The 15,384-nt window shown below is 41.4% G+C and carries 14 protein-coding genes and 1 other annotated feature; of the genes, 13 read left to right on the forward strand and 1 reads right to left on the reverse strand.

Going from position 1 to position 15,384, the window contains the following annotated elements; genetic code table 11:
• Positions 1-68 precede the first annotated feature (68 nt).
• The 6 genes from C6Y02_RS13665 (at position 69) to C6Y02_RS13690 (ending at position 6,830) form a co-directional block, all read left to right on the forward strand.
• Positions 69-1,049: an ABC transporter ATP-binding protein gene (locus C6Y02_RS13665; protein WP_045210037.1), complete on the forward strand. Its 981-nt coding sequence runs from the start codon at positions 69-71 to the stop codon at positions 1,047-1,049.
• Entirely contained in the window at positions 1,046-2,068 is a 1,023-nt protein-coding gene (locus tag C6Y02_RS13670; protein WP_034663288.1) for an ABC transporter ATP-binding protein, read from the forward strand. The genes C6Y02_RS13665 and C6Y02_RS13670 overlap by 4 nt, the downstream gene beginning before the upstream one ends.
• 83 nt (positions 2,069-2,151) lie before the next feature.
• Positions 2,152-3,786 carry a peptide-binding protein gene (locus C6Y02_RS13675; protein WP_106031501.1) on the forward strand — a complete coding sequence of 545 codons (1,635 nt, stop codon included), beginning with the start codon at positions 2,152-2,154 and terminating at the stop codon, positions 3,784-3,786.
• A 228-nt stretch (positions 3,787-4,014) separates the two neighbouring features.
• Positions 4,015-4,965, forward strand: a complete 951-nt coding sequence (locus tag C6Y02_RS13680) for an ABC transporter permease (protein WP_060595999.1) — start codon at positions 4,015-4,017, stop codon at positions 4,963-4,965.
• A 33-nt stretch (positions 4,966-4,998) separates the two neighbouring features.
• Positions 4,999-5,898 (forward strand): oligopeptide ABC transporter permease, encoded by a 900-nt coding sequence (gene opp4C / locus C6Y02_RS13685; protein WP_081311422.1) that lies wholly within the window; start codon positions 4,999-5,001, stop codon positions 5,896-5,898.
• Between the two features lie 179 nt (positions 5,899-6,077).
• Positions 6,078-6,830 (forward strand): YjbA family protein, encoded by a 753-nt coding sequence (locus C6Y02_RS13690; protein WP_034663278.1) that lies wholly within the window; start codon positions 6,078-6,080, stop codon positions 6,828-6,830.
• Between the two features lie 35 nt (positions 6,831-6,865).
• Here C6Y02_RS13690 and trpS read toward each other — a convergent pair whose 3' ends face one another.
• On the reverse strand, positions 6,866-7,861 hold the full coding sequence (gene trpS / locus C6Y02_RS13695; protein WP_034663275.1) for a tryptophan--tRNA ligase: 996 nt from the start codon (positions 7,859-7,861) through the stop codon (positions 6,866-6,868).
• Between the two features lie 53 nt (positions 7,862-7,914).
• Positions 7,915-8,133 (reverse strand) — a binding site (T-box leader).
• A gap of 481 nt (positions 8,134-8,614) precedes the next feature.
• Between trpS and C6Y02_RS13700 the strand changes: the two genes are divergently transcribed.
• From C6Y02_RS13700 to C6Y02_RS13730, 7 genes are all read left to right on the forward strand, one after another.
• Entirely contained in the window at positions 8,615-10,252 is a 1,638-nt protein-coding gene (locus tag C6Y02_RS13700) for a peptide ABC transporter substrate-binding protein (protein WP_034666712.1), read from the forward strand.
• Positions 10,253-10,368: 116 nt separating this feature from the next.
• Positions 10,369-11,313: an ABC transporter permease gene (locus C6Y02_RS13705; RefSeq protein ID WP_060596003.1), complete on the forward strand. Its 945-nt coding sequence runs from the start codon at positions 10,369-10,371 to the stop codon at positions 11,311-11,313.
• Positions 11,314-11,316: 3 nt separating this feature from the next.
• On the forward strand, positions 11,317-12,234 hold the full coding sequence (locus C6Y02_RS13710; RefSeq protein WP_034663265.1) for an ABC transporter permease: 918 nt from the start codon (positions 11,317-11,319) through the stop codon (positions 12,232-12,234).
• Between the two features lie 12 nt (positions 12,235-12,246).
• On the forward strand, positions 12,247-13,326 hold the full coding sequence (locus tag C6Y02_RS13715) for an ABC transporter ATP-binding protein (RefSeq protein ID WP_034663262.1): 1,080 nt from the start codon (positions 12,247-12,249) through the stop codon (positions 13,324-13,326).
• Position 13,327: 1 nt separating this feature from the next.
• On the forward strand, positions 13,328-14,248 hold the full coding sequence (locus C6Y02_RS13720; RefSeq protein ID WP_034663259.1) for an ABC transporter ATP-binding protein: 921 nt from the start codon (positions 13,328-13,330) through the stop codon (positions 14,246-14,248).
• Between the two features lie 105 nt (positions 14,249-14,353).
• Positions 14,354-14,641 (forward strand): hypothetical protein, encoded by a 288-nt coding sequence (locus tag C6Y02_RS13725; RefSeq protein ID WP_106031502.1) that lies wholly within the window; start codon positions 14,354-14,356, stop codon positions 14,639-14,641.
• A 136-nt stretch (positions 14,642-14,777) separates the two neighbouring features.
• Positions 14,778-15,356 (forward strand): GNAT family N-acetyltransferase, encoded by a 579-nt coding sequence (locus tag C6Y02_RS13730; RefSeq protein ID WP_060596005.1) that lies wholly within the window; start codon positions 14,778-14,780, stop codon positions 15,354-15,356.
• Positions 15,357-15,384 lie beyond the last annotated feature (28 nt).

Here is a 15,384-nt window from a genome sequence, read left to right on the forward strand (position 1 = left end):
TTCTTTTTATTCAAAAAAGACAGAATTTTTTATTCATTTCTATTGTCTATGGAGAAAGGGGCGAATGAATGACCAAGCTGCTTGAAGTGCAAAACTTAAAAACATATTTTTTTCGAAAAAAAGAACCGATACCTGCTGTTGATGGCGTTGATTTCAGCATCAACAGAGGAGAAACTGTCGCATTAGTCGGTGAGTCTGGATCTGGTAAAAGCATTACGTCCTTATCCATTATGGGGTTGATAAACGGCACTGGTGGAAAAATTATGGACGGTTCCATCAAGCTTGATGGAAAGGACCTAGTTACATATGGAGAAAAGGAATTATGCAGCATTCGTGGTAATGACGTATCTATGATCTTTCAGGAACCCATGACCTCACTTAATCCCGTCCTAACCATCGGGGAACAAATAACAGAAATCCTCATCTATCACAAAAAACTTTCAAAAAAAGAAGCGACGAAAAAAGCGATTGATCTGCTGAAGATTGTTGGTTTTTCCAGACCGGAACAAATCATCAAAGATTACCCGCACCGTTTATCAGGCGGCATGCGGCAAAGAGTGATGATTGCCATTGCGCTAAGCTGCGATCCGAAGCTTCTCATTGCAGATGAACCGACAACTGCCCTAGATGTAACGATTCAAGCCCAGGTGCTCACATTGATGAAAGATTTATGCACGACATTTGGTACATCTATTCTTCTCATTACTCATGATCTAGGTGTCGTGTCTGAAGTGGCAGATCGAGTCATTGTCATGTACTGCGGACAGGTTGTTGAAAATGGGACCGTCGAAGAATTATTTGATCAGCCGCTTCATCCTTACACAGAAGGGCTGCTTGAATCGATTCCTGTCATTGACGGAGACATACAGCCGTTAACGGCGATCAAAGGGAATGTCCCTGCGCCAGATCAGCTTCCGGCTGGCTGCCGCTTTGCTCCTAGATGCCCGCAAGTGAAGGAGCGCTGCCTAGGAGAGCTGCCTAAGCTGAGGACATTTGAAAATGGCAGAAGCGTCAGATGCTTCTTATATGAGGAGGCAGACCATACATGACCCTTGCTCAAAATCAACCACAGCCAACAGATCTAACAGAGAAAGAAACCATCCTTGAACTGAAACAGATCCGAAAACATTTTCCGATTAAAGCGGGCGTCTTTCAGAAGAAAGTCGGTGCAGTTAAAGCTGTTGACGGCATAGACTTGAAGATTTATAAAGGTGAAACGTTAGGCATTGTTGGGGAGTCAGGGTGCGGTAAATCTACACTAGGCCGGACAATGATTCGCTTATATCAGCCAACTGACGGTCAAATCTTTTTTAAAGGGCAAGATATCTCCCGCGTATCAGAATCAAAGCTAAGACAATCAACACGAAAAAACATCCAAATGGTTTTTCAAGATCCCTTTGCATCACTCAACCCTAGAAAAACACTTCGAAGCATCATCAAAGAACCCTACAAAACACATCACTTATATTCCTTAAAAGAAAGAAATGAAAAAGTAGAACAGCTTTTATCAAAGGTGGGCCTTCATCCAAGCTTTGCAAATCGCTACCCTCACGAATTTTCTGGCGGGCAGAGGCAGCGAATCGGCATCGCTCGTGCGCTTGCCATGAATCCCGAAATGATCATCGCAGATGAGCCGGTATCAGCACTTGATGTATCCATTCAGGCGCAGGTGATTAATCTGATGGAGGAGCTTCAGGAGGAATTTGACCTGACATATCTATTTATCTCTCACGATTTAAGTGTGGTCAGGCACATTAGTGATAGAGTCGGCGTGATGTATCTGGGCAAAATGATGGAGCTTGCCGATAAGCACAGCCTGTATGATGAACCGCTCCATCCATATACACAGGCACTGCTTTCTTCTGTTCCTGTTACCCGTAAAAAGGGTCAGATCAAAAGAGAACGTATCATGCTTCAAGGCGATCTGCCAAGTCCTGCGAATCCGCCAAAAGGCTGCGTATTTCACACAAGATGCCCGCATGCAAAGGGAATCTGTAAAGAAAAAATACCAGCATTTCAGGAATTAAAAACAAACCACTTCGTTGCCTGCCACCTCTACGACGCTTAATCAGCTTGGAAGATCTCATCTTTGAGAGGGGGGATGAAGCGGCATCTGTCGTCATTTCTAAAAAAGGATAGGGGGAATTGTATATGGAAGGTAGAAATAGAAAACCCATTTTGGTCAGTTTACTGCTGATCTTTACACTCATGCTTGCGGCTTGCTCTAGTGGAAATAAAACATCTGGAGACAGTGAAAAGAAATCAACTGGAAAACCTGTACAAGGCGGAGACCTTGTCATCGGTTCAATTGCAGAGCCTACGTTATTTAACTCGCTGTATTCAACAGACGTGGCAAGCTCTGATATTGAGGAAAGAATCTACAGCTTCTTACTTCAAACTGACGGAAAGCTGAACCCTCAGCTATCGCTGGCAGAGGATATTAAAGAATCTGATGACGGCAAGCAGTTTGATGTGACCATTAAAAAAGGCGTAAAGTTTCATGATGGTGAAGAACTGACGGCTGATGATGTTGTGTTTACATACAGCATTCCGATCAATAAGGACTACAATGGAGAGCGCGGATCAGGCTTTGAAGTATTAGATTCCGTTAAAAAGACAGGGGATTACTCAATCGAATTCAAGCTCAATAAAAAAGATCCCTATTTCTATAATGTCACACTAGGAAGCTATGGCATTTTGCCTAAGCATATTTTAGGTGATGTGCCTGTAAAGGATCTCGGTGAAAATGAATTTAACCGAAAAAATCCAATTGGTTCAGGTCCATTTAAATTTGCCGAGTGGAAAGAAGGAGACTACGTTAAACTAGAAGCCTTTGACGATTATTGGGATGGACGTCCATACCTTGATACCGTCACGATTAAAACCATTCCTGATCAGAATGCAGCGATTGCCCAGCTGTCAGCAGGCGATATTGATTTCTTTGCTGTACCGGGAGCAGAGCTGCAAACAGCTGAAAAAGTCAGCAACATTAAAATTGAATCTGATCTAGGGCTCAATTATTCATACATTGGCTGGAACCAAAAAAATGATCTCTTTAAAAGTAAAAAGATCCGCCAAGCGCTGACACATGCCATTGATCGCCAAACGATTGTCGATCAAGTGTTAGATGGAGACGGCAAAGTAGCCAACATTCCAGAAAGTCCGCTGTCATGGAACTATCCGAAGAATGATCGTGTTCCAGTATTTGAGTTTGATCAAGAAAAAGCGAAAAAGATGCTGAAAGAAGAGGGCTGGGAGGATACAGATGGAGATGGCTATCTTGATAAGAACGGCAAAAAATTCTCCTTTGTCTTAAAGACCAACCAAGGAAACAAAGTCCGTGAAGACATCGCTGTCGTTGTCCAGCAGCAGCTCAAAGAAATTGGTGTTGAAGCGAAGCCGCAAATTGTGGAATTCAGTGCACTCATTGAGCAGACGACACCGCCTAAATGGGATTACGATGCGCTGCTGCTCGGCTGGAGCCTTGCCACATTCCCTGATCAATTCAGCATCTTCCACTCAAGCCAGTCAGAAAAAGGCTTGAATAACATCTGGTATAAAAATGAAGAGGTCGATAAGCTGTTAGTGGATGCTAAGAACTTAAGCGATCGAAAAGAATATTCAAAGGCATATGAAAAAATTTATGAACTGATCGCAGAAGATCAGCCATATACGTTCCTTTATTATGCCAACTCACATCGCGCGATGCCATCTAATCTCCAAGGCTACTCTTACCACCCGAAAGATGAGTATTACAAAATCGAGAAATGGTGGATTGAACAGTAGGCTGCTATTGAAGAAGGGGAGGTTTCTCCCCTTTCAGTGTGAAGACAAACCTTTCTATTCGGTGTCAGTCCGGCGCGCTGGTGCTCACGGTGATTTCATTCACCAAGCACCAGTTAGATTTAAAGGGTTCTCATATCACGCTGCAAAGAAGACAGAGGGCTAAAATAAAGACTATTTTAGCCCTTTTTCATCACAGTATGGCGATCCGATGAAAAAGGAGTTGTGCATATGGTTACATATATCATTAGAAGGACACTGCTTTCCATTCCCATCTTATTTGGGATTACCATTTTGTCCTTCGCCATTATGAAAGCAGCACCAGGCGATCCGATGTCACTCATGATGGACCCGACCATTAGTGCCGCAGACCGGGAAGCCTTTATTGATAAGTACGGCTTGAACGATCCTGAATATGTGCAATATATGAAATGGCTTGGCAATATGCTTCAAGGTGACTTTGGCACCTCCATTGTTAAAAAGGGAACGCCCGTGGCTGATTTGATTTTTGCCCGGCTGCCAAATACCCTCATCCTCATGATCTTTTCTACATTAGTCGCACTGATTATCGCCATCCCATTTGGTGTTCTTTCAGCAAAACGTCCATATACAAAGCTTGACTATGGCATTACGGTTACATCTTTTATCGGACTGGCTATTCCGAACTTTTGGTTTGGACTCATTCTGATTATGGTTTTATCTGTGAATCTAGGATGGTTCCCGACAGGCGGTGTTTCTACCTTAAATGCCGATTTTAATGTGTTTGACCGGCTCCATCACATCATTTTACCAGCCTTTGTTTTAGCAACTGCTGATATGGCAGGGCTCACCCGGTACACAAGGTCGAGTATGCTTGATGTCATGAGGCAGGATTATATTCGCACCGCAAGAGCGAAAGGCTTTCGAGAAAACAAAGTCATTTTCAAGCACGGGTTAAGAAACGGTCTTATGCCTGTCATTACGATTTTCGGATTGATGGTTCCATCCTTTATTGGCGGCGCAGTCGTGGTGGAACAAATTTTCACTTGGCCAGGGCTTGGAAAGCTGTTCATCGATTCTGCCTTTTCGAGAGATTATCCGGTCATTATGGCGATGACTGTTATTTCCGCAGTGCTCGTGGTGGTTGGAAATTTAATAGCGGATATTCTATATGCGATCGTTGATCCGCGTATTGAATATTAGAAGGGAGCTGAAGCACAATTGGCACAGCCTAATATGGGAACACCTCCTGTTGATCTCAAATTAAAAGAGGGTCTTCCGCCAAAGCCAGAGACGATGCTGCGTTTATTTTGTGAGAAATTTTTCAAAAATAAACTGGCGGTTGCCGGCTCCGTGATCTTATTGGTCATTATCTTTTCAGCCATTTTCGCTCCAGTGATTGCCCCTTATGCACCAGAGCAGCAAGATTTATTGAAGCGGCTCCAGCCGCCAAGTGCTGAGCATTTGATGGGAACTGACAAGTTTGGCCGAGATATTTTCTCAAGGGTGCTTTATGGAGCGAGGGTCTCTCTGCTAGTTGGCTTCGTCTCAGTGGTCGGGGCGATCACCATTGGCACCGTCGTTGGAGCGGTAGCAGGGTATTTCAAAGGATTTGTTGATTCTATCTTAATGAGATTTGTTGATGTGGTATTGTCGATTCCTGACATTTTTCTATTGATCACGCTTGTTACCATTTTCAAACCGGGCATTGATAAATTGATATTAATCTTTGCTTTGACCGGCTGGACCACAACCGCGAGACTGATCCGCAGTGAATTCTTATCACTACGAACAAGAGAATTCGTACTTGCGGCAAGAACCATTGGAACGAAAAACCATGTCATCATCTTTTCGCATATTTTACCGAACTGTATCGGTCCTATTATTGTGTCAGCTACACTAAAAGTAGGTTCCGTCATTTTAGCCGAATCAACGCTGAGCTATCTAGGGTTTGGCATACAGCCGCCAACAGCAAGCTGGGGCAACATGCTGCAAGATGCACAAAACTTCTCGATTATGGTGCAAGCGTGGTGGTATCCGCTCTTCCCAGGTTTACTGATATTGCTGACCGTTTTATGCTTTAATTTCTTAGGAGATGGGCTGAGAGATGCGCTTGATCCTAAAAAGCTAAAGTAATGCCTCATTTTTTATGACAAGATGAAAGGGACTCTGCGACACGCACTTTGTTTTCTTTATAAAAATAAAAAAATGCACGCCATCATTCGCTCCGCTTGAAGTTTTGATAAAGTTGGAATAATTTCTCTATCCCTTGCCCATACTGTGGACAACAGTTTTTAAAAAGTGAGGGATTGGTTATGTTATTTCTTCATGACGTATGGGTGAATTGGTTTGAAGGGGAAGAAAATGGCTACAATGTCTGTCATTTTCATGAGTGGCGCAAGGAGGATAGCGTTGAGCTGTTAGATCAAGTGCCTTTACTCAAGGTGCAGAGTCCTTTGTTTGATTACATAGAGAATGATCTTTCAGAGCTGCCGAAGACGCTGCTAGAATCTGTATTTGAGAAATCATATATTCGAAAAAATCATGAACGGCGTAAATTAGAGTATTGCTTTGTGGTCACAGACGGCATTCGAATCATTGCCGTGGATACGATTGGGTACTCCATTCCTGTGAGGAAAAGCCGTTTAATCCCAAGGCAGGAGCAATTGGTGTATGAAATGGTGAAAGATGTGAAGGCTGAGGAATATGAATTCTCTCAGGGCAGCCTTGAGTCGGCGAAGGAGTATCATATTTTGTCATTGCCGCCGCAGCACATCAGTGGATTAACGAGAAAAGAAAGACAGCTGAAGCAGCTAATGTTTATGGCGCTCGATCAATTAAAAGGTCTTCAAAACAGGGCGGAGATTGCGTATTGGTATACGGAATGGAACCCGCACATGTACAACCAAATCAAACGAATGTCATTCGAAGAGATTTGGAACATGCTTTACAATGAAACCATTGATGGATGGTCAGAGAATCATTTAGCTTTCTGTGAAAAAATGATTAAAGGACAGCCGTTTTTTGAAAAGCTTTGGGAAATGGAAAACGAATCAAAGGTGAATTAGAAAAAGCTTGCAGCGTGATGTGCTGCAAGCTTTTTTTATTTGCGTTTTCTGCCAAGACCCATCGCATTCTCCATTTTTTTCAGCATTTTGTTTGCTGCGCGGTTTGCTTTTTCAGCACCTTCGTCAAGAATGCGGTCAAGCTCGTCTGACTCAATGAGTTCATAGTACCGATCTTGTATTGGTTTTAAAGCATCAACGACTACGTTCGCAAGATCTCCTTTAAACTCACCATACCCTTTGCCTTCGTACTTTTGTTCCAGCTCTGAAATCGATACGTTACCTAATACAGAATAAATCGTCAGCAAGTTGGCAATACCAGGCTTGTTCTCTTTGTCGTATTTGACGATGCCTTCTGAATCCGTCACAGCACTTTTGATTTTCTTTTCTAGCTGCTTTGGTTCATCTAATAAGGTAATGAAGGATTTTTGGTTCGGATCGGATTTGCTCATCTTTTTCGTTGGATCTGTTAAAGACATAATCCGAGCGCCTTCTTTTGGAATTTTCACTTCAGGTACAGTGAAGATGTCATTGTATTTTCGATTAAAACGTTCAGCAAGCGTTCTAGTCAATTCAAGATGCTGCTTTTGATCTTCTCCAACAGGGACTAAATCAGTACCGTATAATAAAATATCGCCAGCCATTAATGGGGGATACGTTAATAGGCCTGAAACAACCGCTTCCTTACCAGCGGATTTGTCCTTAAATTGGGTCATTCTTTCTAATTCCCCAATATAAGCAACACATTGCAGCATCCATCCTGCCTGGGCGTGAGCAGGTACCTCTGATTGGATAAACAATGTTGCCTTCTCTGGATCAAGTCCAACTGCTAAATAAAGAGCTGCTAAGCTTCTAATATTTTGGCGAAGAGCTAGCCGGTCCTGACTCACCGTAATCGCATGTTGATCGACTACACAAAAATAGCCATGATAATCATGCTGCAAATCGACAAATTGCTTCATTGCTCCAATATAGTTCCCTAAAGTCACAGAACCGCTCGGCTGAATGCCTGAAAAAATTGTCTTCTTTGTCATACTAAAACCTCTTTTCTTCAATATAAAAAGGCCCACCCGTCACTTTTCAACAGAAAAGGGACGAATGAACCGTGGTACCACCCTTGTTATTTCACATAGAAATCACTCAAGACGTTGATATCGGAGACTGCTCCGTCTAAGCCTACTAACTTTCAAAAGTGTTCGGTTAGCTGCTCCAAAGCCCATTCCATACATGCCATTATCTGCTCGCACCAGCCGCAGACTCTCTGTAAATGGTGAATATATGTACTCTTCTTTTTCATCGCAACAGTATGTCTATCTATTATAAAGGATGACCATAAAAAAGTCACGAAGCCCCCAAGTGACCTTCTCATCATGCCGTTTGACACTTAAAATTTTAGATAAAAAACCAACTATCTGTCAGAATTTTTTAAAAAAGGATGATTAATTATATGTATAAAACATTATTCCTGCTGAATTTGTTAAATTATTTTAATCAATTTACGCTTTAATTTGTTGAAGTGATTGAGACTTTAGTTTATAAAAATCCCTCTTTATCCCCATTTACGTTTTTTTAAAATATATGAAATTGATATTGCAATAAATTATTCTATTCATTATAATTAATTTGTTCACACGTTTGTGCTAGGCTCTTTACATAGTGAAAATTCAGAAAAAACAAAAGAAATAGAAAGTAAGCTATTTAGGGACTTTTTTACGCTATTTCTTAAATCTGAATCTCATCTTCTATCGAGACCTTTGAACTAAAACATATTATAAGGGGGAATACAGTTGAAAAAGCGTTGGTCTGTTGTTACTTTAATGCTTATTTTCACACTTGTATTAAGCGCTTGTGGTTTCAGCGGAAACAAATCAGGCGACAGCACGAGCAGTTCTGGAGAGGCTAAAACAACATTAAATGTGAATATCTCCACTGAGCCTTTTTCTCTACATCCGGGATTGGCAAATGATTCAACTTCAGGAAGTGTCATCCGTCAGACTTTTGAGGGATTAACAAGAATTAACGCTGAAGGTAAGCCAGAAAATGCAATGGCTTCTGATATCAAAACAAGTGCTGATGGTAAAACATACACATTCACACTTCGTGATGCAAAATGGTCTAATGGTGACCCTGTCACAGCTAAAGATTTCGAATATGCTTGGAAATGGGCATTAGATCCTAAAAATGAATCTCAATATGCTTACCAGCTTTATTATATTAAAGGTGCTGAAGCAGCGAACAAAGGGAAAGCGAAAGTTGCTGATGTTGGCATTAAAGCTAAAGACGACAAAACGCTTGTAGTTGAGCTGGAGAACCCAACACCGTTCTTTACTGAACTAACTGCATTCTATACGTATATGCCAGTCAACAAAAAAGTGGCTGAAAAGAATAAAAACTGGTTCACAAATGCTGGTGAAAACTACGTATCTAACGGACCATTCGTTCTTTCTAAATGGAAACATGGCGGTTCTATCACGCTTGAAAAGAACAATGAATACTGGGATAAAGATACTGTGAAATTGAAAAAGATCAACATGTCTATGATCAAAGATACAAACACTGAGCTTAGCATGTTCAAAAAAGGCGAGCTTGACTGGGCTGGTTCACCAACTGGAAGCCTTCCAACTGAGTCTTTAAAAACATTGAAAAAAGAAGGCGGTCTTAAAATCCAAACGATCGCAGGTATCTATAACTACAAATTCAACACAGAAGTAAAACCTTTAAACAATGCAAACATCCGTAAGGCCCTTGCATACTCAATCAACCGTCAAGCGATCGTTGACAAAATTACGCAAGGTGAGCAAGTGCCAGCTATGGCAATCGTTCCTCCAACAATGGAAGGATTCACTGATAACAAAACTGGCTACTTCAAAGATCACGATGTAGCAACTGCGAAAGAATTTCTTGAAAAAGGTGTGAAAGAATTAGGTTATAAGTCAGTTTCTGATCTTCCAGCATTGAAACTTTCTTACAACACAGATGAAGGCCACCAAAAGATTGCACAAGCAATTCAAGAAATGTGGAAGAAAGACTTAGGCGTGAAAGTTGAACTTGATAACTCTGAGTGGAACGTATACATCGACAAGATCCACAGCGGAGATTACCAAATCGGACGTATGGGCTGGTTAGGTGACTTCAACGATCCAGTGAACTTCCTTGAGCTTTACAAAGATAAAGACGGTGGAAACAACGACACTGGATGGGAAAGCAAAGAGTACAAACAATTGTTGAATGATTCTGCGAAAGAAACAGATAAAACGAAACGTGAAGAAATGCTGAAAAAAGCAGAAGAAATCATCATCAACGATATGCCTATAGCACCAATTTACTTCTACACTCAGCTTTGGGTACAAGATCCAAAACTAAAAGGTGTGGTTGTATCTGGACTAGGTGATGTTCAATACAAATGGGCACATTTCGAAAAGTAAGAATTATAGTGTAAGAGATCTACGGCAAGGATCTTAAGGTATATGGAGGATGTCTCTCCATATACCTTTCTTGCTGATTAGAGAAAATGTTGTAAAATCATGGAGGTGCAATTCCGTTGCTTAAATATATCGGTAAGCGATTAATATATATTTTAATCACACTGTTTGTTATTGTAACTGCAACTTTCTTTCTCATGCAGGCAGCACCGGGTGGTCCATTCTCTGGTGAGAAGAAACTTCCTGCTGAAATTGAAGCAAACCTAAACGAGCACTACGGGTTGGACAAGCCCTTATTTGTTCAATATGTAAACTACTTAGGTTCAGTTGCAAAATTAGATTTTGGTCCCTCATTTAAATATAAAGGACAAACTGTAAATGACTTAATCAGTTCTGGATTCCCCGTTTCCTTTACCCTCGGAATTGAGGCAATTCTCCTCGCATTAGCATTTGGTGTATTGTTTGGGGTCCTTGCAGCGCTCTATCATAACAAGTGGCAGGACTATACGATTGCCATTTTAACGATCTTTGGAATTTCAGTTCCAAGTTTCATTTTAGCTGCGCTGCTACAATATGTATTTGCATCTGAGGCAAGCGTTTTAGCGATTTTCCCAGTTGCAGGATGGGAGTCTTGGGCCAGCACCGTACTACCTTCTATTGCACTTTCCTTCATGCCTATGGCATTTATCGCTAGACTTGCACGGTCAAGTATGCTTGAAGTTCTAAACAGTGATTACATTAGAACGGCTAGAGCGAAAGGATTAACGAAATCAGCTGTGACGATTAAACACGCAATTCGAAACGCATTGTTACCTGTCATTACATATATGGGACCAATGGCTGCTTCAGTGTTAACAGGTAGTTTTGTCGTGGAGAAGATTTTCGGTATTCCTGGATTAGGCTCTCACTTTGTCACAAGTATTACAAACCGTGATTACACCGTCATCATGGGTGTCACAGTCTTCTACAGTATTATTCTATTAATCAGTATTCTAGTCGTTGACGTCCTCTACGGTATTATCGATCCTAGAATTAAACTGACGAAGGCGAAGAAAGGGGTCTAACACATGGAAGAGATGAGAAAAGATTTATTTGTTCCTGCGACAGCTGACGCAGCAGAATCTGAAAAAATTTCTAAACCTAGTCTATCTTTATGGAAGGATGCTATGCTTCGCTTCCGTGCAAATAAACTTGCAATGGTTGGTCTTTCAATCATTTTTATTATTGTGATGCTGGCCATCTTTGTTCCGATTTTTTCTAAATATGATTACTCGACGACCGATTTACTGAATGCAGACCAGCCACCTTCAAAAGAGCACTGGTTCGGTACAGATGATTTAGGACGTGACATGTTTGTCCGTACATGGGTCGGGGCAAGAATTTCGATCTTCATCGGTCTTGCTGCAGCGGTCCTTGACGTGATCATCGGTATTATCTGGGGAAGTATTGCTGCGTTCAAAGGCGGCCGTACAGATGAAGTCATGATGCGTATCGCAGACGTTTTATGGGCAATTCCAACACTATTAATGGTTATCTTAATGATGGTTGTTCTGCCAAAAGGATTATTAACAATTATCCTCGCCATGACAGTCGTAGGCTGGATAAACATGGCACGTATCGTTCGGGGACAGGTTCTACAATTAAAGAGTCAAGAGTACGTTCTTGCTGCACAAACATTAGGTGCGAAAACATCTAGACTTTTATTTAAACACTTAATTCCAAACTCAATGGGACCAATTCTTGTCACAATGACACTCACCATTCCTTCAGCTATTTTCACGGAGGCATTCTTAAGCTATCTAGGACTTGGTGTACCGGCTCCATTAGCGAGCTGGGGAACAATGGCGTCTGACGGAATTCCGGCCATGACGTACTATCCTTGGAGATTATGGTTCCCAGCCGCATTTATCTGTATAACAATGTTTGGTTTTAACGTGGTTGGAGACGGACTAAGAGACGCTTTAGATCCGAAGTTGCGTAAATAAGGAGTGATTAGGATGGAACGTGAACGTATTCTAGAGGTGAAAGACCTTGCAATCTCATTTAAAACATATGGTGGAGAGGTTCAAGCCATTCGTGGTGTGAACTTCCACTTAAATAAAGGCGAGACACTTGCTATTGTAGGTGAATCTGGCTCTGGTAAAAGTGTGACATCACAGGCCATCATGAGATTAATACCGATGCCGCCGGGTTATTTCAAGCGCGGACAGATCCTGTTTGATGGGCAAGATATCGTCAAGAAAACAGAAAAACAAATGCAAACCATTCGAGGAAAAGACATCTCAATGATCTTCCAGGATCCGATGACTTCTTTGAATCCAACGATGAAAGTCGGGAAGCAAATTACAGAAGTACTGTTCAAGCACGAACAAATTTCAAAAGAAGCGGCTGAAAAAAGAGCCATTGAATTACTGGAGCTTGTTGGAATTGCAATGCCTGAAAAAAGAATCAAGCAATACCCGCACGAATTTAGTGGCGGGATGAGACAAAGGGTTGTCATCGCGATGGCGCTCGCAGCAGATCCAAAGCTATTGATTGCCGATGAGCCGACGACAGCACTAGATGTAACGATTCAGGCGCAAATTTTAGAATTAATGAAAGAAATTCAGCAAAAGGTTGAAACATCTATTATCTTTATTACGCATGATCTAGGTGTTGTCGCCAACGTCGCTGATCGTGTAGCCGTTATGTATGCAGGACAGATTGTGGAGACAGGGACTGTTGATGAAATTTTCTACAATCCAAAACATCCATATACGTGGGGACTTTTAGCATCAATGCCGAGCCTTGACACAGATGGCGGAGATGAAGGAAAGCTGACTGCAATCCCAGGAACACCGCCAGATCTGACAAACCCGCCGAAAGGAGATGCATTTGCACTCCGAAGCGATTATGCAATGAAAATTGACTTTGAACAAGAACCGCCAATGTTCAAAGTATCAGATACGCATTATGTGAAATCATGGCTACTTCATCCAAATGCACCTAAAGTTGAACCGCCTGCTTCTGTAAAGGCGAGAATGCGTGAACTAGAAGGTAGCTACGAAAAACCTGTATTAGTAAAAGAGGGTGAATAGCATGGCAGAAAAACTGTTAGAAATCAAAAATTTGAAGCAACATTTCCATACAGCAAGAGGGACTGTGAAAGCAGTTGACGGAGTTTCATTTGATATTTATAAAGGTGAAACACTTGGCCTTGTAGGGGAGTCTGGTTGTGGTAAATCCACTACGGGCCGCTCCATCATTAGACTTTATGATGCGACAGATGGTGAGGTTCTTTATAAAGGGGAAAGTGTACACGGGAAGAAATCAAGACAAAAAATGCTTGAGTTCAACCGTCAAATGCAGATGATCTTCCAAGATCCATATGCCTCACTCAACCCTAGAATGACAGTGCTTGATATCATTGCAGAAGGCATCGACATTCATGGCCTTGCGAAAACAAAGCAAGCACGTAAAGAGCGTGTATACCAATTGCTTGAAACCGTTGGATTGAACAAAGAGCATGCAAACAGATACCCGCATGAATTCTCAGGTGGTCAAAGGCAGCGTATCGGAATTGCCCGTGCATTAGCAGTTGAACCAGATTTCATCATCGCCGATGAACCAATCTCTGCATTAGATGTGTCGATCCAAGCACAGGTCGTCAACTTAATGAAAGAACTTCAAGAAGAAAAAGGCTTAACGTACTTATTCATTGCCCATGACCTGTCTATGGTAAAATACATCAGCGATCGTATTGGTGTGATGTATTTCGGAAAATTGGTTGAGCTGGCACCAGCGAATGAATTATACGAAAATCCGCTTCATCCATATACAAAATCATTACTATCTGCGATTCCGCTCCCAGATCCAGATTATGAGCGTAACCGCAAACGAATCAAGTATGATCCATCTGTTCACAAAGGAACGAACACCGAGTTCCGTGAAGTGAAGCCAGGTCACTTTGTGAGCTGCACAGAGGAAGAATTCAAAGAGCTTCAAGCTAAACAATCATAAGAAGAAAGAAGCGCTGCTATGTCAGTGCTTCTTTTTTTATTTTACAAAAAAATAAGATGATGGTAATTTCTAGATAACAACAAGCAGGTTCTAGGAGGAAATCAGATGTCCATATGGAAGACGTTTCGCTACTCATTATTTCACTTTCTAATTGTATTCATGCTTTTTTCAACGTCTTTTTTGAGGAAACCAAATGGGGGACAGTGGATGCTCGTGTTTATGGTGCTCATTGGCATTGTGTCTTTTTCGGTGGAATATATGCTTAACCGAAAGACAAGCAATCAGAAGCAAGAAGCACGGCGCATGAAGTATCTTTATTTCATTATGTTTCAAATAGCGATGACACTTATCCTCTTTGTTTGTTTTCAACTACTCATGGACCGTTCGATATAAAACTTTTTTCTGTTGTTTGAAAAAAAGTGAAACTAGTGAAGACTTTGCTGCGTCTTACTAGTACAGGCGTTTAAATAATAGGAAATCGGGAATATCTAAGGAAGTGGTTCTTAACGATATCATAAGGAGCGGATCCATGAATTGGTATGAAAAGCTCAGTGAATACTTCCCGATAGAAGAAATGAAGTCAAAAGAGCATATGGAAGCTTTATTAAAGGAAAGAAGTGATGTTTATCATAAGGAGGAAGGACCTCATCATGTGATGATGTACGCCGAATTTGATTCTTTCATCTTTATTGATTATTTATTTGTTTCCAGAGATGCAAGAGGTGAAGGCCTCGGATCAAAGCTCATTCATAAGCTGAAGGAAAAAAAGAAACCGATCTTGCTTGAGGTCGAGCCTGTAGATGAAGATGATGCAGATACTGCAAAACGCCTAAAGTTTTACCAAAGAGAGCACTTCAAGCACGCAGAATCAATCGGTTATAAACGCAGGTCACTTGCAACAAATGAAGTGAACCGCATGGAAATCCTTTATTGGTCGCCTCTTACAGATAATGAGGAAGAAATGATGGAGGCTATGAGGAAGACCTATGAACGAATCCATACGTATAAAGATGAAGAATGGTATGGGCAGTCGTATGAGGATGTTGATGATGTATTGAAGGTCATTGAAAATAGAAAACAAAAAAATATTTTCGATCATCTCGACTAAATGAGAATGTTCAGACATCAAACGGCAC

The sequence above is a fragment of the Bacillus sp. NMCC4 genome (assembly GCF_002998555.1).
Lineage (GTDB): Bacteria > Bacillota > Bacilli > Bacillales > Bacillaceae > Bacillus.

Bases quoted from the DNA above. Each gene is read 5' to 3' on its own strand.
- opp4C (WP_081311422.1), top strand. From the start codon at position 4,999: ATGGGAACACCTCCTGTTGATCTCAAATTAAAAGAGGGTCTTCCGCCA.
- C6Y02_RS13675 (WP_106031501.1), top strand. From the start codon at position 2,152: ATGGAAGGTAGAAATAGAAAACCCATTTTGGTCAGTTTACTGCTGATC.
- C6Y02_RS13710 (WP_034663265.1), top strand. From the start codon at position 11,317: ATGGAAGAGATGAGAAAAGATTTATTTGTTCCTGCGACAGCTGACGCA.
- C6Y02_RS13720 (WP_034663259.1), top strand. From the start codon at position 13,328: ATGGCAGAAAAACTGTTAGAAATCAAAAATTTGAAGCAACATTTCCAT.
- C6Y02_RS13730 (WP_060596005.1), top strand. From the start codon at position 14,778: ATGAATTGGTATGAAAAGCTCAGTGAATACTTCCCGATAGAAGAAATG.
- C6Y02_RS13680 (WP_060595999.1), top strand. From the start codon at position 4,015: ATGGTTACATATATCATTAGAAGGACACTGCTTTCCATTCCCATCTTA.
- trpS (WP_034663275.1), bottom strand. From the start codon at position 7,861: ATGACAAAGAAGACAATTTTTTCAGGCATTCAGCCGAGCGGTTCTGTG.
- C6Y02_RS13690 (WP_034663278.1), top strand. From the start codon at position 6,078: ATGTTATTTCTTCATGACGTATGGGTGAATTGGTTTGAAGGGGAAGAA.
- C6Y02_RS13715 (WP_034663262.1), top strand. From the start codon at position 12,247: ATGGAACGTGAACGTATTCTAGAGGTGAAAGACCTTGCAATCTCATTT.
- C6Y02_RS13670 (WP_034663288.1), top strand. From the start codon at position 1,046: ATGACCCTTGCTCAAAATCAACCACAGCCAACAGATCTAACAGAGAAA.
- C6Y02_RS13665 (WP_045210037.1), top strand. From the start codon at position 69: ATGACCAAGCTGCTTGAAGTGCAAAACTTAAAAACATATTTTTTTCGA.
- C6Y02_RS13725 (WP_106031502.1), top strand. From the start codon at position 14,354: ATGTCCATATGGAAGACGTTTCGCTACTCATTATTTCACTTTCTAATT.